We start from the raw sequence: 20,750 nt of genomic DNA on the forward strand, positions 1-20,750 counted from the left end.
TGCTCCATCTTGTCCATCTTTAACTACTGTTGTTTGAACTAGTGTGTCTGTTCCTTCTGTGTAGTTTCCGTCGCCATCTTTGTCAATGTAGAAGGTTAATGTAGTTTGTTTCTTCGCTTCATCTCGTTCTGCTTTGACTTTTGGTGTTTGTCCATCTTCACCGTTTTTAACGATGGTTGTTAGGGATGGTTTGTTGTCTGGTTGGGTGATGGTGATGGTGTGTGTGCCGTTATTGTTATCTGTAACGGTTACTTCTGGTGTGAAGCCGTCTTTTCCGTTTTCACCCTTGTCACCTTTAGGTCCTTCTCCTTGAGGCCCTCTAATATTACCGATTTTCCCCCAAGCTCCATCTCTCTTTTTATACACATCTCCTGTTGTAGCATCAATGTATGTATCACCATCTTTACCATCTTCTGGCCTTGGAGCTATAATTCCACTTAATAATTCAGCTCCTCTTATAGCATCTTTACCATCATTACCATTCTCTCCTTTTGGAGCAGGAGGAATAACAGTACTTGATATCAACTCATCACCTTCATCAAATACACCATTATGATTATTATCATAATATGCTTTTATTTCGGTTCCCGCATATTCACCTGATGGTTTAGGTTGAGTTGATGTTGGTTGTGATGCTGTTGAACCTGTAGTTGATGGTTGTACTGTTTCTGATGACTCAGTTGCACTTCTATCTTCATCTGGTAATGCTCTTCTATTTCTTGCACTTCTTGATGTTCCAGAAGGTTGTGAATTAGAAGTTGATCCAACACCTCTTCTAACTGCTTCCACCAATGCATTTAAGTCAATAGTTGGTGTACGTCCATCTTTACCATCTTTAATGTTAACTGTTACAGGCTCTTCTCCAGGAACTGTAAATGTAATGTCAGTACTATGACCATCTGCTCCACGAGCAGTTGTCACTTTAGGAGTTGCACCCTTGTCACCTTTTTCACCTTTGGCTCCATCTGCAATGACAACTTCTTTTAGTTTTGTATCGCCTGCATCAAATTCGTTGTTATCATTTTGGTCATAATAGAAGATAACGGTCGTTGTTTTATCTGCGTCATTTCGTTGAGTCGCAACTAATGGACTTGCTCCATCGAAACCATCTCTTACAACAGTACTTGTAACATTACCTCTACCGTCGTTAATAGTGATAGTATGAGTGCCGTCATCTTTATTATCTTTAACGGTTACGGTTGGAGTTACACCGTCACGACCTGCCTGACCTTGGTCACCTTTTTCACCTTTAGCTCCAGTTAGACCACGTTCGCCTCGGTCTCCTTTTTCACCTTTAGCTCCAGTTAAACCGCGCTCGCCTTGGTCCCCTTTTTCACCTTTAGCTCCAGTTAGACCGCGTTCGCCTTGGTCTCCTTTTTCACCTTTAGCTCCAGTGAGTCCACGTTCGCCTCGGTCTCCTTTTTCACCTTTAGCTCCAGTTAGACCGCGTTCACCTTGGTCTCCTTTTTCACCTTTAGCTCCAGTTAAACCGCGTTCGCCTTGGTCTCCTTTTTCACCTTTAGCTCCAGTGAGACCACGTTCGCCTCGGTCTCCTTTTTCACCTTTAGCTCCAGTTAAACCGCGTTCACCTTGGTCTCCTTTTTCACCTTTGGCTCCATCTTTAATAGCAATTTTTTGAACAAGTTCGTCTACACCTTCAGTATAAACACCGTTGCCATCGTTATCAAGATAGAAAGTGAGGTTATTTGTATCACCAACTTTATTTTGATCAACACGTGGTTTTACTGTATCGATTAGCTCTTTAGCCACACCAATTTGCATAATACGTGGCTTGGCTTCTTTAGTAACAGAATTACTAATTGGCAATCCTAAAAGTGTTTCGTTACCAAATCGATGGACTTTATAGGTAATTTGACGTTGTCCTTTTTCACCTTCTCGAACTAATCTAGTTTGACCTTCTGGTAACTTACTAGTTGGAAGATAGACAGTTTGGAAGTCAATATCTTCTGAAACAGTCTTGTTATTAGTACCGCCATAAGGGTTTGCATCCAAGTATAGTGGGGTTGCTCTATAATAATAGTTAGAGTTACTATACGGGTCATTACTTGTTGCTGCACTACCTCCACCTTGGTTTACGTTAAAAGTAACTGGTTTCAAACGTACAGACAAGTCACCATTTGGATTAATGATAGGCAAACTAAATCTGATTGTTTGTCTCTCACTTGTTGAAGTAGCAGAAGTCATACTGTATCCTGAGTGAGATACGTAGTTGGCACCCTGGCTAATAGGTTTTGATTGTTCTCTCAATCTTGGTGTTGTGATAGTTGCATTGGAAGGATTTCCAAATCCATCCCCTTTGTCCAAGATAAAGTTATTATTAACAAATTCACCTGGACCAGAATATTCAATTGTGAAATTCAATCTATTACCTTGACGTACTGTTGTTACATCGTAATGGATTGAATTCCCACCACGTGAGTTCCCGTAGCCGCGGAAACTATAACTACGACCAGCTTGACTGATGTCTGAAAACGCAACTGTGTTGCCAGAACCTGAGACGATTGGGTTGGCTGGATTGCTAGAAGCTCTAAAGCCACTATGCCCTTTATCCAAGTCTTCTTTACGGATAGCTGGATTTTGGCGAGCATCAGAAAGGCTCAAACCTGGTTTCAAGATTTCATTAGTAGATGCTGGAACTGAAGTTGTTTCTACTTTAGCAGGTGCATTAGTTGCTAAAACGCTACTATCAACAGCTGAACGGTCAGTCGTTCTTGTGGCTGGTTTAGTTTCCTCTTTTGCTTCAACTGCATCTGCTTTCTTCACTACAGGAGTTTCTGATACAGTTCCTTTATCAGAGTTAGAACGAAGTTCTAGACCAATAATAGCCGATTGGATAGATGACTCTGCTGCTGATACTTCAGCTTCAGTCGCATCTGCTTTCCCAAGCAAGCTTTGACCAGCTTGGATACTTGCTTGCAAGTTAGTAGCACTTGCTTCTGTATATAACTTGCTTTCTAATTTTTTAGCACGCGAAAGAGCCGTTAACAATTTTGACTTGTCAACAGCATCTTGATGCGTTACTTCTTCTTTTTTATCTTTTGCTTCTTCAACTTTTTCTGCTGGTCTAGTAGCTTCTTCAGTTTTAGCTGGAGTCGTTTCTACTGGATTCGCAACAATTGGAGCTGCATAAGTTGTTTCTTTTTTAGGTGTAGAAACTTCTGCTGGTTTAGTAGTTTCTTCTACCTTATCAACAGAAACACTATTAGTTGCCTCAGGATGTTGTTCCTCTGCTTTTACTGATTGCGTATTGGCAACAGTTCCCAAGACTAAGGCTGTCCCGAGCAAGACACTAGCCGCACCAAAGTGATACTTACGAATAGAGTATCGTTGTTGCATGCTATACCAGTCAAATGATTTCTTATGTGAATGTTTCATTTTGAACTCCTAAATAGTATTTTATAATTCTAACTCTACAACTATTTAATATATAAATCAATATTTTCTGAGCAATTAATATATTCTATTTTTGCACCTAAGAGCCACTTATATTATTCTAATTTTTCTGATTACTAGCGACAATTTTCTTGCTCTAATTTTTTTGTACTTTTTAGACAAAAAAATGATATAATAAATTAAGGAGGAAATTACCTATATGCGCAACCTTTTATCCACAAAAGATCAAAGACAATTACGCTTAATGGAAATCTTAATTCAGAATCGTAATTGGTTAAGATTACATACACTTGCCGAACAATTAGGATGTACAGAACGAATCCTAAAAAGTGATTTAAATGAATTACGTGCTGCTTTTCCAACTATTGATATCCAATCTTCTGTTAACGGAATCATGATAGATTTAGAAGTTAACACTAGTGTAGAAGATATTTATCAATATTTTCTTGCTCATTCTCAATCTTTTCAATTACTAGAGTATATGTTCTTCAATGAGGGGCTACCTATTTATCGAACAATAGAAAATCTTCACTCTAGTAATGCTAACCTCTATCGATTGGGCAGAAATATTACAAAGGTTCTTTCATCTCAGTTTAAAATTGAATTATCTTTTACTCCATCCGAGATACGTGGAAATGAGATCGATATTCGTTACTTTTTTGCCCAATACTTCTCTGAGCGCTATTATTTCCTAGACTGGCCTTTTCCTGACCTTCCTGAAGAGGAGCTAACAGAATTTGCTGACTTCTTCTATAAGATCACGAATTATCCGATGCGATTTTCAATTTATAGAATGTACAAACTGATGATAGCTATCAGTATTTACCGCATCAAAAATGGTCATTTTATCGACTTACCAAATCATTTCTATGATGAATACTATCCTCTGTTGATGAATATTCCAAACTTTGAGGAGTTACTTGTCCATTTCTCTGAGAAATTGGGACTAGAAATCACTCCAGATATCATCGCACAAATTTTTATATCCTTTATTCAAAACAATCTTTTCTTAGATCCTCAAGAATTCTTCAACTCTTTAGAAGAGAATAGTGAAGCAAGATACTCTTACCAATTACTTAGTCAAATATTAGAACGCCTATCAAAACAATATAAGATTACCTTTACTAACTACGATGAGCTGATTTGGCATTTACACAACACTGCTTTCTTTGAAAGACAGGAAATCTTTTCTACTCCAATCTTATTTGAACAAAAAGCATTGACGATTAAAAAATTCGAAGTTTACTTCCCAGACTTTATGGAAAGTGCACGTCAAGAACTGGCTCAGTATCGTCAGGCAATTGGACAGCATGACCATCCTGAACAGTTGGAACACTTGATGTACACCATCTTAACCCATGCTGAAAACCTCTCTACTCAGTTGTTAGAAAATCGACCACCTATCAAGGTTTTGATTATTAGTAACTTTGACCATGCTATATCTCTTACCTTTGTTGATATGCTTTCCTATTACTGTAATAACCGCTTCACCTTCGATATTTGGGATGAATTACAAACAAGTCCTGAGATTTTAAATCAGACAGATTATGATATCATCGTGTCTAATTTCTATATTCCTGGCATCACCAAGAAGTTTATTTGCCAAAACCATCTTTCAATCATGGATTTGGTCAATCATCTTAATACTTTATCAAATGAGATTCATATATCCAATACTTTATAAGCTAGAAAAAAGTCAGCATGATCGTGCTGACTTTTTCTTTTATCTATTTTCTATACTTCCTTTACAAAAACCAATTCCTGTGTCTGTGACAGGTCTTCTCTGTAAACAAATCCTGCAAAGCTTAAGCGACGAGCTTCCTCCACCGTCTGCACTTGATTTTCTATCAGAGACGTCAGGAAGGCACCACGCGCTTTCTTGGAGATAGTTGAGTGAATCTTCAGCTGGCCACCCTTGTCCTCCATGAATTTGAAGGTCACCATTTTTTCTCTAATTTCCTTAGAAAATACAGTCTCAAACTCTGACGACAAGAGGGAGAAAATTAGGTCTTCACCATTCATAGCCTCATCATAGGCTACCTTCCAATGGCTCTTCAAAGTCTTACCAGCGACTTTTAACTTCATCAAAAAATCCAAACGGTGAGGTGCCATAGGTGACAAGGCTGGCACAACACCATACAAAGCTGATGTAATAAAGACATGATTTTCAAGATAGGCTTGTTCTGCCTCGGTCAATTTATCTCGCTTGATGTAGCGGTACATCAGCCCATCAAATAGATTCAAGGCTGGGTAGTGTTGAGCAGTTTGCCTTTTCAAAGCTTGGATATTTTGAAATTCCTCCGCTGCCTTCTCAGCTGAAACCTTGTAAAAACTCTCCAAATCACTAGCAGAATAGAGGGCCAAGACATCAAGCACGGCCTGACTTTCTGGTTTTAAAGGAGCGACTTCAATACTTGGCAAATCTGTGTTCATTTCTTTTGCTGTTGGGATTAAAATTTTCATATTAATAGTGTAGCATATTTTTTTGCCACTACCAAGAAATTCATCTGAAAAGAGACTGGGAAAAGTCTTAAACCTCAGAAAAAAACGCATAATATCAGGTGTTGAAAAATCTTGATACTATGCGTTTTATTGTGGAATAATTTACTTCATTTTTTCCTGAAATTGAGTTTTTGCCCAGCCTCTTCCCTTACTGCACTTTAAAGGTCTTGAGATAGTTGTCTTTTCCTACTTGACCTTCGAAGGTTTTACCATTTTCGAGGTAAGGGAGGTCATCTGATACTGAGGCCTTAACCTTGTAAATCTTGCCATCAACTTTAAAGAAGTAGATGGTGTCGCCCTTGATAACAGCTGATTTGAGGTCTGCTACCACACCATTGATACTTTCTGTGGTTTCATTATCAATTTCAAGATCGTTTTTGTTGGCGTACTTGCTGAGCAGTTCTTCCACTGTCGTTGTTACTATAACATTTTGGTACTCGACTGCGTCTACCAGGGCATACTCTTTGACCAAGCCCGCATTGTCCTTCAAGCCCATGATGTAGAGAGGCTTGTCATTGATGTTGATGAGGATCGGGAAGGTTACCTTGTAGGATTTCTCCTGAACAGCACCTTCTGCTGATTCACGGGCTGATTCTTCTGTCGCAGAAGCCAAGCTATACTTAGTGATTTCTCCTGTTCGCATATTTTCAAGAATGAAACCAAGATTACTTTCATCCGCATTAGCCGACGTCACACCTGTGTAGAGGTAGATGTCATTCCCGATAGACAAGTAATTATAGCCCTTGGTAGTCTGGGTCACGTTTTTCTTGGAAATCATAGCATTCCAGAAACCGTCCTTATACTTACCATTGTAGTTGATTTGCTCGATGGTTTCCTCAGCTGGATAGACCCTGTCCACCCATTCTGGAACATCTGACAAGCTGTATTCCTTGGTTTCTCCATTTGTGGCATCCAAGATAATGACTGAAACAGGACGAGGAACCGCAAGCCCAAATTGCTTTTGGTAAACAGTTGCCACATAGAAAGGATTGCCCTCATCGTCCACCTCGAAGGATGGAGTTTTGAAGATTTTGGTTGGGTACTTCAAGCGCAGGTGGCGTTTGACATCACGGTTAAAATACTCCGAGTCCGAATACTTGATTGGTGTCTTCAAGTCCACCAAATCCGCATTCCCAGTTACCATGTCCACCTTAATATACTCACCGATTCCCTTGGCCTGATTGTTAAACCATTTGATAGGGTCTGCATATTCTAGCGGCGTCACTCGATAAGGTTTCCCATCAATCGTCAATTGAGTATAGGTATCTGCCGCCACGTACTGCGATACCTTATCCGTTAGGGAACCCAAGTAGCGGTCGCCAATTTTTTCAGCAGTACTTCTATCTAGAATAGGAACCTTACTGGTATCAGTCTTAGGAAATTCAGTAAACTCTTTTTCCGTAACCGTGACTACATTAGCATAATTTTTAGCCTGAAAAATACTAGAAGTCACCAAGGAAACTAAACCAGCCAAGAGAAGAATTCCTCCAATAGAAGCAAAAAGAATTTTCCCTAACCGATTGATTTTGAAACCCTCAAGATTTAAGGCAGCTTCCGCCTTGCCGTGGCGCACATGAACCGTTTTGACCAGGTTTATCCCCTTGCCAAAGCCAAATAAGATTGCCACAAGCAGCAAATGCCCACAGAGAAAAAAGAGAAATTCCCAGCTGGTCAGGTTAAGAGGTGGTAAAAAGATATACCAGGTCGTTGCGATAAAAATAAGTTCGAAGACTATTCGTTTCATTTGCTTTCCTCCTAAATGATTCGTCCTTCCAAATGATCCAGTTCATGCTGGCAAATCTGAGCTGGAAAGCCTGTCAAGGTCATGGTCTGTTCCTGCCACTTGCTGTCACGATAGGAAACAGTTATAGTTTCATAACGCTTAGTTGGTCTCACACCTACCAAGGACAAACAGCCTTCTTCTGTCTCATAAGGTCCTTCAAAGGACAGGAGAACTGGATTAAACATGACCACAGGAACAAAACCAAGATTAAAGATAATCACGCGCTTCTGCACCCCAATCATATTGGCAGCCAGACCAACACAGGTCTCACGATTTGTTAAGAGTGTATCCTGCAAATCTCTGGCAAGATACAGGTCTTCCTGACTTGCAGGTTGAGACACCTGAGATAAAAACAAGATATCCTTTACAATTTTCTTTTCCACTTCCTCACACTCCTCTTACTTTTTACTATATTATAGCAATTATAGCACAAAAGCCGATAACTGCAAGCCCTTTCCCTTAACTGTAGCAAAAAGCCATCCGAAGATGACTTTTTTTTATATCGCATTCTTATCAAAACCAAGTTTACGTTGAACAAACTTGACAATTTCGACAATAATAATCATTGAGAAGCTTCCAACCATAACAATTCCCCATTGAGACAAGTCTAGTTTGGTTACGTGGAAGATTCCTTCAAGCGGTTCTACGACGATTGTTGCCATGAGAAGGATGAAGGATACCAAGATGGACCAGTTGAAGGTCTTAGACTTGAATGGACCAACTGTCAAGATGGATTGGTAAACAGACTTGACATTATAGGCATGGAAGAGCTGAATCAAACCAAGGGTTGCAAAGGCCATAGTTAGGGCATCTGCGTGAATGGCATGATTATCACCCACATGAACTGGGTAAGCAATTGCAAGACCATAAACACTCATAACAATAGCTGCTTGGAGTACACCTTGATAAATGATAGAACTGAAAACACCACCTGAGAAGAAGCTTGCCTTGCGTCCACGTGGTTTATGGTTCATGACACCAGGCTCAGCTGGCTCAACACCTAGAGCGATAGCTGGGAAAGTATCGGTTACCAAGTTGATCCACAAAAGATGAACTGGCTGCAAGACATCCCAACCAAACAAGGTTGATAGGAAGATGGTTAATACTTCAGCAGTATTGGCAGAAAGTAAGTACTGAATAGTCTTTTGAATGTTTGAGAAGACCTTACGTCCTTCCTCCACTGCAACAATGATAGTCGCAAAGTTATCATCTGCAAGAATCATGTCAGATGCTCCCTTAGAGACCTCTGTACCAGTGATTCCCATACCAATACCGATATCGGCTGTTTTCAAAGCTGGCGCATCATTGACACCGTCACCTGTCATGGCAACGACCTTACCTTGTTTTTGCCAAGCCTTGACAATACGAACCTTGTGTTCTGGAGACACACGGGCATAAACAGAGTATTGACCAACTACTTTTTCAAAGTCTTCATCTGACAGTTCGTTGAGTTCAGCACCTGTCAAAACGTGGCCTTCTGTATCGTTTGCGTCAATGATTCCCAAACGTTTGGCAATCGCTTCTGCAGTGTCTTGGTGGTCACCTGTAATCATGATTGGACGGATTCCAGCTTCCTTGGCTACACGAACAGCCTCAGCAGCTTCAGGACGTTCCGGGTCAATCATCCCAATCAAACCAGTGAAGATTAAATCATTTTCAAGTTCTTCAGAAGTGAGATTTTCTGGAATGCTATCGATAATCTTATAAGCTCCTGCAAGGACACGCAAGGCTTGGTGGGCCATTTCAGAGTTGTTTGTCTGAATGAGGTTTGTAACCTTCTCATCAATGGGAGCAATATCCCCAGCCTTATCACGAAGAACACAACGTTTCAAAAGTTGGTCTGGCGCACCCTTGACCGCTACAAGGAAACGACCATCTGGCAATGGGTGAACCGTTGACATGAGCTTACGGTCAGAGTCAAATGGTAACTCAGCCACACGTGGATATTTCTCTAAGAAACCTTTGACATCGTAGCCCTTGTCCAAGGCATATTGGATGAAGGCTGTTTCGGTTGGGTCACCAATTAGATTGCCTTCCACATCGATTTTCGTATCATTAGCCAAGATAACTGAACGAAGAAGGGGCATTTCAAGACCCAGTTCAATGTCGTCAGCTGAGTCATGTAGGACTGCATCGTAGAAGACTTTCTCGACTGTCATCTTGTTCATAGTCAGCGTACCAGTCTTATCAGAAGCGATGATTTCAGTTGAACCAAGCGTTTCTACTGCTGGCAACTTACGAACGATAGAGTTACGTTTAGCTAAAACTTGAGTACCAAGGGCAAGAACGATAGTTACGATAGCTGGTAGCCCTTCTGGAATGGCTGCAACGGCAAGGGCAACAGAGGTCATCAACTCACCGAGTGGATTTTTGCCTTGAATGAAAACACCAACTACAAAAGTAACAAGAGCAATGACCAAGATAGCATAGGTCAAGACCTTAGAAAGGTTGTTCAAGTTTTGTTTGAGGGGTGTATCCGTCTCATCCGCATCTTGAAGCATACCTGCTATATGACCAACTTCCGTGTACATACCTGTATTGACAACAACACCAAGACCACGACCATAGGTTACATTTGAGTTTTGGAAGGCCATATTGACACGGTCACCAATACCTGCATCTGCAGCAAGTTCAACTGTCAAGTCTTTTTCGACTGGCACAGACTCACCTGTAAGAGCTGCTTCTTCAATTTTAAGAGAATTGGCTTCTAGCAAACGTAAGTCTGCTGGTACCACATCACCAGCTTCAAGGGCAACAATATCACCTGGTACCAATTCTTTAGAATCAATCTCAGCCATATGACCATCACGAAGAACGCGAGCAGCTGGACTAGACATGGATTTGAGGGCTTCGATAGCTTCTTCTGCTTTCCCTTCTTGGTAAACACCAAAGGCAGCGTTGATGATAACCACAGCTAGGATGATAATGGCATCTGCGATATCTTCCCCACCAGAAGTCACGACTGACAAGATTGCTGCTGCAACTAGGATGATAATCATCAAATCCTTAAATTGCTCGATAAATTTGACCAGAATTGATCGTTTCTCACCTTCTTCGAGTTCATTGTGGCCAAATTCTGCAAGGCGCTTTTCCGCCTCACTTGATGACAAACCTTGCTCGGTCGCATCCACAGCCTTCAAGACCTCTTCAGGACTCTGAGTATAAAACGCTTGGCGTTTTTGTTCTTTTGACATGTGTCTCCTCCTTGACATTGTGTGCAAAACAGACTCTCTTTTCCCTCATCGCATCTTTTCGCGACAAACAAAAAGAGACCTGTTAATCATAACAAGTCTCGCTGTTTAAGATAGTGCCGGAAAGCATACTTTTCAGTATAAAATTCGGAATGACGACACTATCACAGGTTTCTGCCAGCTACTCCCTTGAGTAGTACTATTATACCAAATTTTGAAGAAAATTCAAGAATATTTAACTACTCAACATATCGGAAGCTCCTATCGCCTCTTTAAAAAAAGGAAGGGAAGTAACAAAGGGATTATAGCCATGAATACATACGAATATCTAAAATAATTTACAATTGGAGAATAAATGCACGTTAGTATTATTGAAACACATATAATTATTAAACCTAAAATCTTATAATCTCTCCTCAATAATGAAATCATCAAAATAATTAACAATAAGATTGTATATAACCCTGCACTGTAAAATATAGAAAAAACTGGTAAATAAGAAATCGTCTTATGTATATTCCAATAGAATTCTTGTAGCTTCTTAAACTTTGTTTGATTCTTCCATCCATCATCAAGTGAAGTTGTATTTCCATAAACATTGCTACTATCTTCATACATAACCTGATAATAATTTCCCATATACGTCAAATCTGAAAAATTATATGGATACCAATATGAAACAGACAAATTTAATAATGCATCTATATAAGTCTTTGGATGAGTAAGATAACCCTTAAACCATAATTTAAAAAATTCGTGCTCTCTTCCCTCAAATTGTTCATTTTTCATACTATCTTTAATTGGATCAGCTTTATAATAAACAAATTTCTTGTTATTTTCTAGACCTAATGTAGAATCATAAAAAGCTAATTCTTCACTAGAAAATGAATCTGGATGATAGTATACAGCAGCAGCAAGTTGTTGAAATCTAGGTGCTAAATAATCATACCTCTTTCTTGATTCTTGTGGCTGAATTAAGGAACTTGCAATAAAATTTATTATCAAAGTAAAGCTTATTGATACTAAAGAATAGAACAAAATTTTCTTGTAGTAGCGTTTGTTAAAAATAAATAGTATAAGAATCCCAACAATTATATAAATAACAGCCTTTCTATGCATCATATATATCCCAAAAAAGGAGATAATAAACATAAATAAGAAATTCTTATTCTCAAAAAATTTAGCTGGTTGATAAAGAATATATATAATACATAGAAAAAACAACATTAGTGCATTTACCATATATACATCTTTATACATCGTAAAACTAACTATTATAAAATTTGGAAACAAAAGATAGAATAAATATAAACATCTGTTCAACCATTTATTATTACTTAGTTCAAAAATTCTATATAATACATATACATAAATTAAAGTTGTTATTACTAGAGTAAGAAAATTGAAAATCGCTACTCCAACACCAACCCCTCCTAAAAATTTTATACCAAATTTTGTAAATAGACTTACAGTATAGGTAAATAAATATGGGTGGGAATTTGTCAATGGATAAATCCCTAGACCTTCACCTATTATTACCATACTATCATACGTTGTAACACCTGGATACAACAGTATAAATGCTAGTATTCTAACCAAAAGAAATGGAGTTAATAGACTGAAATATTTTCGCCTATCTATCTTAAGCCTAAATGTATTCAACTCAATATCGAATTTTTTTACATGAACATTGTATTTATCCCAAACTAAATGTAAAAAATACTTAAAGATAAGATAATATCCTATCAAAAGAATAAAAAACAATATAAAAGAATATCGGTTCAAACTCCCCCTAAATAATGCTTGTGTGTGTGTTATATCTTCTCCGATTACAAAAATAAATGCTAAAATTGACGAAAATACTTTTATAATCATAGATTCTCTCTTAGTTAAAGAAGATAACTTATTTTTATTTATGAAATATAAAACTGATAAGAATATTGTTGCTGTAATCAATGTTTCTGTTTGAAATACTCTTAAAAACGTTATATAACTATTAACAACTATTTTTTTGTCTAATGTTAACAAAAGTGTAAAATAGTAAGATAAGATAATACTCTTTACAACACTAAAGTTCAACTTATTTATCACTATCTAAACACCCACCTTCTTTGAACTTGATAACTAGCAAGAAATAAAATTGTATCTACTACTATTTTAATGGCTGTTTCAGAACCAGAAAACATATTCCAAATGACTGTCACCATTGCTGCAGATAATAACATTTGGAAAACAGCCAAGCTATAGTATTTAACAATCGTTTTATGAATTCTTTTTTCACCATCAAAGACAAAATTCTTATTCATTGTAAAATTAAAATAAGATGAGATTATTCTTGCTAAAATAGTCGATAATAAAATCAATAGTGCTCCCCTATGAATCCCTACAGATAGAGAAATCCAAAGAAACAACTGAAACAACCCAATATCAACTAAAAAGGATGAAAGAGATGATAACAAATATTTAAAGAATGAAGCAAAGATTACTTTGTAAATTCTCAATGAATCTTTAATAGGATTGAAATGAGTTTCAGCATTACCATCAAAGTAAATGGTTTCGATAGTTATTTCTTTTATTGGAATCGATTTATCAAATGTATGTATTAACATTTTAGTTTCATACTCAAACCGTTCACCTGAAATTTCTAACATATCATGCAGAATTGCCTTTGGAAAGCCTCTAAGTCCAGTCTGAGTATCTGTAATTTTTCGACCATAAAGCAATTTAAATACTAATTTTGTAAGCTTATTCCCAAATTTACTTTTTGGCGGTACATTTTCAGAATCAAAATCACGACAACCTAAAATTAGCGAATCAGGATAATTAGAAATTATCTCTACCATAGATAAGACATCTTCAACCCTATGTTGTCCATCCGAATCAGCAGTGACAATCCCGTTATATTCTTCTACATTTGGCATTGTCAGAAAATAGTTAAAGGCATTTTTTAAGGCACGTCCTTTTCCTAAATTTTTTGCATGAGTTAATATTTGACATCCCTGTTCATCTCTTAGGTTTTCAAAAATATTTTTAAATTCAGGCCTACTTCCATCGTCTACAATTAAAATATTTTCTAACCCAGATAGTCTTAATTTTTCTATGTATTTAATTAAATCAAGTGGAGGATTTAGAGCAGGAATAACAATCAATGTTTTCATATAATCTCCTTTGGTATCTGCTAATATTTTTGTATAAAAAAGCATAAACTTCCAGATATCAGTCTATCATATTTCCTAAAAAAAAAAAGTATTTTCTGCTTTGTATTTTCTTAGTTTTATCCGTCTTATTTGAATTTCCCCTTAAAAACCAGTATAATGGTAGAATGCTATGTGACTAGAAAGGAAGTTGAATGAAGCAATCTATTTCAAATCTCAAGTTAGCTGAGCGTGGTGCTATTATCAGTATTTCGACCTATCTGCTCTTATCAGCAGCAAAATTAGCAACTGGTCACCTCCTTCATTCATCCAGTTTGGTGGCTGATGGTTTTAACAACGTCTCGGACATCATTGGAAATGTTGCCCTCTTGATAGGGATACGGATGGCGCGCCAGCCTGCAGACCGTGACCACCGTTTTGGCCACTGGAAGATTGAGGATTTGGCAAGCTTAATCACTTCCATCATCATGTTTTATGTCGGTTTCGATGTACTTCGGGATACCATTCAAAAAATTCTCAGTCATGAAGAAACGGTCATTGACCCTCTGGGTGCAACCCTAGGAATCATTTCTGCAGCGATTATGTTTCTAGTTTATCTCTACAATACTCGCCTCAGTAAGAAATCCAACTCCAAAGCACTCAAGGCCGCAGCAAAGGACAATCTTTCTGATGCTATTACCTCACTTGGTACTACTATTGCCATCCTAGCTAGTAGTTTCAATTATCCCATTGTGGATAAACTGGTTGCCATTATCATCACTTTCTTTATCTTGAAGACTGCCTATGATATCTTTATCGAGTCTTCCTTTAGCCTTTCTGATGGCTTTGACGACCGTCTGCTTGAGGACTATCAAAAGGCCATTATGGAAATTCCCAAAATCAGCAAGGTCAAGTCGCAAAGAGGTCGCACTTACGGTAGCAATATTTACCTGGATATCACGCTGGAGATGAACCCCGACCTGTCTGTTTTTGAAAGCCATGAGATTGCGGATCAGGTCGAGTCTATGCTGGAGGAACGTTTTGGTATTTTTGATACCGATGTCCATATCGAACCCGCACCTATCCCTGAGGATGAGATTTTAGACAATGTCTATAAAAAATTGCTCATGCGTGAACAATTGATTGACCAAGGAAATCAATTGGAAGAACTCTTGGCTGATGATTTTGTCTATATTCGTCAGGATGGAGAGCAGATGGACAAAGAAGCTTATAAAGCCGAAAAAGACTTGAATTCCGCTATCAAGGATATTCAGATCACTTCCATCAGTCAGAAAACAAAACTCATCAGCTATGAGTTAGATGGTATCATCCACACCAGTATCTGGCGCCGCCACGAAACTTGGCAAAATATCTTTCATCAAGAAACTAAAAAAGAATAGAGAAATCCTGTCATGAGACGGGATTTTTCTATTCTTCTAGCCATCAAATTCACTTAGGTATTCATAGCGTTCGTATTTTTCAAGGAGTGCTTCGTTTTTCTCATCCAATTCTTTTTGGAGAGTAGCCAGCTTACCAAAGTCAGAGCCGTTGGCCTGCATCTCCTCTTCAATAGCAGCGATACGATTTTCCAAGGCTTCAATATCACCTTCAATACTTGCCCACTCCTGCTTTTCTTGGTAGGTCATGCGTTTCTTGTCTTCTCTGACTTTGACGACTTTCTCCTTTTCGGACTTTTGCACTTGATTGGCCATATCTGCTTCAAAGGCTTTTTCATCAAGATAGTCCGTGTAATGACCAAAGAAAGGACGAATCTTGCCATCTTCAAAAGCCAGAATCTTAGTCGCTACCTTATCCAAGAAATAGCGGTCATGGCTAACTGTCAAAACAGGACCCGCAAATCCTTGCAAGAAATTCTCCAAAACTGTCAAGGTTGCAATATCCAGATCATTGGTTGGCTCGTCCAAGAGAAGAACATTTGGTTTTTCCAAGAGCAATTTGAGGAGATAAAGACGTTTTTTCTCGCCGCCAGACAACTTCTCAATCAAGGTTCCATGCGTTGAACGTGGGAAGAGGAATTGCTCCAGCAACTCAGCGATGGAAGTCGTAGAACCACCGCTGGTCTTGACTTCTTCTGCCACTTCCTGCAGGTAATTGATCACTCGCTTGCTTTCATCCAAGCCCTCAATTTGTTGAGAGAAATAGGCGATACGAACGGTTTCCCCAATCACAACTTGTCCTGCTGTCGGATTAAGATTGCCTGCAATCAGGTTGAGTAGGGTTGATTTTCCCACACCGTTGTCCCCAACGATTCCAATACGATCTTTGGCCTGCACCAAGAGATTAAAATCTTGCAAAATAGGCTTGTTTTCATAGGCAAAGGAAGCATCCTGAAACTCGATAACTTTCTTCCCAATCCGACTGGTTTCAAAGTTCATGGTCAAGTCTGTCTCAGCAACACCACCTGAAACTTCCTTTTTCAGGTTGTGGAAACGATTGATACGAGCCTGCTGCTTGGTCGCACGCGCCTGCGGTTGTCTACGCATCCAGGCTAATTCTTGCTTATAAAGTTGTTCTTTTTTGTGAAGAAGAGCCGCATCGCGCTCATCCTGTTCTGCCTTAAGGCGAACATAGTCCTGATAATTCCCTTGATACTCGGTCAATCCAGCTCGATCCAACTCGAAAATCCGTGTTGACAAAGCGTCTAGGAAATAACGATCGTGGGTGATAAAAAGGACGGTCTTCTTGGAATTTTTCAAAAAGAGGGTCAGCCATTCAATAGTCGCAATATCCAAATGGTTGGTTGGCTCATCCAGAAGCAAGAGGTCATGATTGCCAAGTAAAACTTGCGCCAACTGAACCCGTCTTCTCAGACCACCTGACAATTCTCCAACTGGAGTAGATAAGTTCTGAATACCCAGCTTGCTAAGAACCGTCTTAACCTGACTCTCAATTTCCCAAGCTTGGAGAGAGTCCATTTCTGCCATGACCCGTTCCAAACGAGCTTGCTTGTCCTCACTATAGTTGAGCATGATCAACTCATACTCACGAATAAGCTGGATTTCCTTGAGGTCGCTGGAGAGAACCGTATCCAAGACCGTCTTGCTATCATCAAAATCAGGATCTTGAGTCAAGTAACCAATCTGGTAATCATTCTTAGCTGAAAAGGGACTGACATCCCCATCAAAGCCAGAAACACCAGAAAGAACATCTAAAAGGGTGGTCTTCCCTGTTCCATTGACACCGATTAGACCAATTCTATCCAAGTCATGGATGATAAAGGAAATATCCTTAAAAACGGTCTTGTCACCGACGGATTTACTTAGTTTTTCAACAATAAAATCACTCATTTTTTCTCCCTTAGATAATCATGGATGGCTTGACTGTCATTCTCCAATTCTCCATCGACAATGGCATATTCAATCTCTGTTAAAATCTCTCCCAAGTCTGGGCCCGGCTGATAACCATATTCCTTGATCAAAATACCACCGTTGATTTGGATTTCTTTCTTGTCATGAATGGTCAGACTCTGGTAGGTTCCTGTGATGGCTTGTGGGTTGACTGGTTTTCCCTGAGCCTGACGAAGATTTTCAGCCTGTAAAAGCAAATCCAAGTCAAAGCGGTAACAATCGCGCTTGCTCAATTCCCCCTTTTCACGCAAGGCCAAAATAGTCAGCAAATCCTGAACTTGCTTGGCAAACTGGCGTGAGGTCTTCCAAGCTTTCAAAAAGGACTGTGCATTTTCAATCTCCAAAGCCCATAGTAGAGCCGCCCAGGCTTGCTCTGAAGATTCAAAGGTAAAATCAGTCTCCAAATCAAACAGTCTGTTGAGCTTGTCCTGGCTAGATGCCATATCAGGGAGATAGTCATAAGCTTGACTCTCAATCATGGAAGCCAAGCCCCTTCTCCAAAACGGAGCCAGCAAGAGTTTATCAAACTCAACGAAGGTACGCTCCACAGAAATTTTCTCCAAAAGTGGCGTCAGAGTCTTCATAGCTTTAAAGGTTTCTGGCTCAAGTTCAAAGCCAAGACTGGCCTGAAAACGGAAGCCACGCATAATACGCAAAGCATCTTCGTTGAAACGCTCACTAGCCACGCCAACCGCCCGCAAAATTTGCTTTTCCAAATCTTCTAAACCATGGAACAAGTCAATGATTTCGCCTGTCTCGTCCAAGGCAAAGGCATTGACTGTAAAATCACGGCGCTTGAGGTCTTCTTCTAACGAGCGAACAAAAGAAACCGCACTAGGTCTACGATAGTCCACATAGACATCTTCTGTCCGAAAAGTAGTCACCTCGTACTCCTCATCCCCATCTAAAACCAAGACGGTTCCATGCTCGATTCCGATATCGGCTGTTCGCGGAAAAATCTGCTTGGTTTCTTCTGGATAAGAAGACGTCGCAATATCCACATCGTGGATGGGACGATTGAGGAGGGCATCTCGAACAGATCCCCCAACAAAATAGGCTTCAAATCCTGCTTCTTTAATTTTTTCTAATACTGGTAAAGCCTTCTGAAATTCAGAAGGCATTTGCGTTAATCTCATAATAAGTGTTCTAATCCATAGACAAGCTCATGACGCTTGACAACTTCTTTAATTCCCAAATTCACCCCTGTCATGAAGGAGCTACGATCATAGGAGTCATGACGGAGTGTCAATCCTTCTCCTTGATTGCCAAAGATGACTTCCTGATGAGCTACCAAGCCTGGCAAACGCACTGAATGGATCCGCATGCCATCAAAGTCAGCACCACGGGCACCTGCAATCAACTCTTCTTCATCAGGAGCACCTTGCTGGGTTGACTCTCGAACTTCTGCCATTAACTCAGCTGTTTTAATAGCTGTTCCACTCGGAGCATCCTTTTTCTTGTCATGATGTAACTCGATAATCTCCACATTTGGGAAATATTTAGCAGCCTGCCTTGCAAATTGCATAAGTAAAACAGCACCTAAGGCAAAGTTAGGAGCGATCAAGCCACCCAAATCTTGGGCACGAGAAAATGCTTTTAGCTCTGCAATTTCTTCACTCGTGAAACCTGTTGTTCCAACTACTGGAGCAAAGCCATTTTCAAGAGCAAAGCGTGTATTTTCATAGGCAACAGCTGGAGTTGTAAAATCTACCCAGACATCTGCTTTAAAGTCTGCTAAATCAGCCTTATCCTTGAAAACAGGAATTCCCTGCCATTCTGACTCAGACTCAAAAGGATCCAAAACTGCTACCAAGTCTAAGTCTGGATCAGCCAAAACCATCTGACAAGCAGCTTGGCCCATCTTTCCCTTAAAACCAGCAATAATTACTCGAATACTCATCTCTACTCCTAACTAAGATACAAAGGACGTTAGCTGCCCATGAAAAATAGGGAATGACGCTGACTTTCCACGAAAGGCAAGACAGGCATCTTTTTTCAAGAAGCAGGTAGTCCGTGTTCAATTTCTATGATACAAGATTTCTTAACTAGCCTAGAAACGCCAACTAAATCACTGGAATATAACCTAGAGCAATACTTCCTGCTCCTAGGTGGGTCCCAATGACACTACCAAATGTAGCAAGTGAAATATCCGTACCTACTCCAGATTCAAGTAAGTGCTGACGCAATTCTTCAGCCTTTTCAGGAGCATTTCCGTGAATGACAATGATACGGTATTGGCCCGAAGCTGTGGCTTCCTTGATAATCTCAATTAAACGCTTGGTTGCTTTCTTTTCAGTACGAACTTTTTCGTACACTTCAATCACACCTTGGTCGTTGAAATAAAGGATTGGCTTAATGCTTAGCAGATTGCCCAAAATCGCAGCTCCATTTGAAAGGCGTCCCCCTTTCACCAAGTGGTCCAAGTCATCCACCATGATGAAAGCAGATGTGTGACTAATTTGTATAGCTAACTTATCCTGAATGATGGCAAAATCATCGCCTTGATCTTTCCAGTTAAAGACATTTTCAACCATGATGCCCAGAGGAGCACTTGTAATCAAAGTGTCTGGGAAAGCAATGGTTAAGCCCTCATAATCATCGACCATGTACTGGATATTTTGGTAAAAACCTGAAATTCCAGAAGATAGAAAAAGCCCCAAAGCATGTGTATAACCTTGTTCTTTGAGCGAAGTTAAGATTTCATCTAACTTTGCAATACTTGGTTGACTGGTCTTAGGCAATTCAGAAGCCTGAGCCATTTTTTGGTAAAATTCCTCAGCAGTCAGATTGATGCCTTCGACATACTCCTCACCATCAATATTGACAGGAATATCCAAGACAAACAAATCTTCTCTTTGCAAGGTCTCTGAACTGAGATAGGCAGAGGAATCTGTGATAACAGCTAATTTCATATTAGAACTCCAAATTGATTCCTGGTAAGTCTAATGCAATTTCAGTTACTTCGTAAGTCAAACGGTTGAGCATGTTCAAACATGGACGAGCCAAAGTTTCAACTTCCTCTTGATTAAGCTCACTTGGTTCATTGACAATACGACCTTCCACATGGTTAACTTGGGAAATCGTTCCACTGATAACAAATTTGTCAAAGACAATCATAAAACTCAAGACAACCACTAAAGATGTCACTTGATTTTCTTGGTCATGCTGGAGTAATTGGAAGTTCACATCCACCTTAGTTTCAGGAGTTCCATTTTCATTTTCCCATTCAAAATTACGCGCATCAAAATGATACTGACTGACAAATTCTTGTTCACGTTTAAGATTCATGTCTTTCTCCCTCGGCTACAATATTATAAGCTATTGTACCATAATTTTTTATTTTCATCTAGTTTTCTAG

General features: G+C 39.3%; 14 protein-coding genes. 2 read left to right on the plus strand and 12 right to left on the minus strand.

The features are described from left to right. On the minus strand, positions 1-3,396 hold a 3,396-nt coding region (locus tag EII37_RS00005; RefSeq protein WP_124787158.1), incomplete at its 3' end, for a G5 domain-containing protein. Positions 3,397-3,613: 217 nt separating this feature from the next. Here EII37_RS00005 and EII37_RS00010 point away from each other — a divergent pair. Continuing rightward, entirely contained in the window at positions 3,614-5,098 is a 1,485-nt protein-coding gene (locus EII37_RS00010) for a M protein trans-acting positive regulator PRD domain-containing protein (protein WP_124787159.1), read from the plus strand. Between the two features lie 50 nt (positions 5,099-5,148). On the opposite strand, the gene yaaA is transcribed toward EII37_RS00010, so the two are convergent. The 6 genes from yaaA to EII37_RS00040 all read right to left on the minus strand — a co-directional run bounded on the left by yaaA (position 5,149) and on the right by EII37_RS00040 (position 14,048). Beyond that, the gene (yaaA, locus tag EII37_RS00015; protein WP_124787160.1) at positions 5,149-5,877 is read right to left on the minus strand and encodes a peroxide stress protein YaaA; all 729 of its coding nucleotides are present in this window, start codon (positions 5,875-5,877) and stop codon (positions 5,149-5,151) included. A gap of 187 nt (positions 5,878-6,064) precedes the next feature. Continuing rightward, the gene (locus tag EII37_RS00020) at positions 6,065-7,660 is read right to left on the minus strand and encodes a hypothetical protein (protein ID WP_124787161.1); all 1,596 of its coding nucleotides are present in this window, start codon (positions 7,658-7,660) and stop codon (positions 6,065-6,067) included. Between the two features lie 11 nt (positions 7,661-7,671). Next, positions 7,672-8,082, minus strand: a complete 411-nt coding sequence (locus EII37_RS00025; RefSeq protein WP_124787162.1) for a peptide deformylase — start codon at positions 8,080-8,082, stop codon at positions 7,672-7,674. Positions 8,083-8,196: 114 nt separating this feature from the next. Further along, the gene (locus EII37_RS00030) at positions 8,197-10,893 is read right to left on the minus strand and encodes a cation-translocating P-type ATPase (RefSeq protein WP_124787163.1); all 2,697 of its coding nucleotides are present in this window, start codon (positions 10,891-10,893) and stop codon (positions 8,197-8,199) included. Positions 10,894-11,151: 258 nt separating this feature from the next. Then, entirely contained in the window at positions 11,152-12,765 is a 1,614-nt protein-coding gene (locus EII37_RS00035; RefSeq protein ID WP_124787164.1) for a DUF6020 family protein, read from the minus strand. A 215-nt stretch (positions 12,766-12,980) separates the two neighbouring features. Further along, complete coding sequence (locus EII37_RS00040; protein ID WP_124787165.1) at positions 12,981-14,048, minus strand: glycosyltransferase; 1,068 nt, start codon at positions 14,046-14,048, stop codon at positions 12,981-12,983. A gap of 191 nt (positions 14,049-14,239) precedes the next feature. Between EII37_RS00040 and mntE the strand changes: the two genes are divergently transcribed. Continuing rightward, on the plus strand, positions 14,240-15,424 hold the full coding sequence (mntE, locus tag EII37_RS00045; RefSeq protein WP_124787166.1) for a CDF family manganese efflux transporter MntE: 1,185 nt from the start codon (positions 14,240-14,242) through the stop codon (positions 15,422-15,424). 36 nt (positions 15,425-15,460) lie between these two features. Here the strand turns inward: mntE and EII37_RS00050 are convergent, their stop codons facing one another. The 5 genes from EII37_RS00050 to EII37_RS00070 all read right to left on the minus strand — a co-directional run bounded on the left by EII37_RS00050 (position 15,461) and on the right by EII37_RS00070 (position 20,680). After that, positions 15,461-17,332, minus strand: coding sequence for an ABC-F family ATP-binding cassette domain-containing protein (locus tag EII37_RS00050; RefSeq protein ID WP_124787167.1), 1,872 nt, complete (start codon positions 17,330-17,332; stop codon positions 15,461-15,463). Continuing rightward, positions 17,329-18,528: a CCA tRNA nucleotidyltransferase gene (locus EII37_RS00055; protein WP_124787168.1), complete on the minus strand. Its 1,200-nt coding sequence runs from the start codon at positions 18,526-18,528 to the stop codon at positions 17,329-17,331. Before EII37_RS00055 ends, EII37_RS00050 begins: the two co-directional genes overlap by 4 nt. Beyond that, positions 18,525-19,292 carry a 4-hydroxy-tetrahydrodipicolinate reductase gene (gene dapB / locus EII37_RS00060; RefSeq protein WP_124787169.1) on the minus strand — a complete coding sequence of 256 codons (768 nt, stop codon included), beginning with the start codon at positions 19,290-19,292 and terminating at the stop codon, positions 18,525-18,527. The genes EII37_RS00055 and dapB overlap by 4 nt, the downstream gene beginning before the upstream one ends. A gap of 163 nt (positions 19,293-19,455) precedes the next feature. Then, positions 19,456-20,304, minus strand: a complete 849-nt coding sequence (locus EII37_RS00065; protein ID WP_124787170.1) for a DegV family protein — start codon at positions 20,302-20,304, stop codon at positions 19,456-19,458. Between the two features lies 1 nt (position 20,305). Beyond that, the gene (locus EII37_RS00070) at positions 20,306-20,680 is read right to left on the minus strand and encodes a DUF1149 family protein (RefSeq protein ID WP_124787171.1); all 375 of its coding nucleotides are present in this window, start codon (positions 20,678-20,680) and stop codon (positions 20,306-20,308) included. Positions 20,681-20,750 lie beyond the last annotated feature (70 nt).

The organism is Streptococcus sp. OH4692_COT-348 (assembly GCF_003859975.1).
Lineage (GTDB): Bacteria > Bacillota > Bacilli > Lactobacillales > Streptococcaceae > Streptococcus.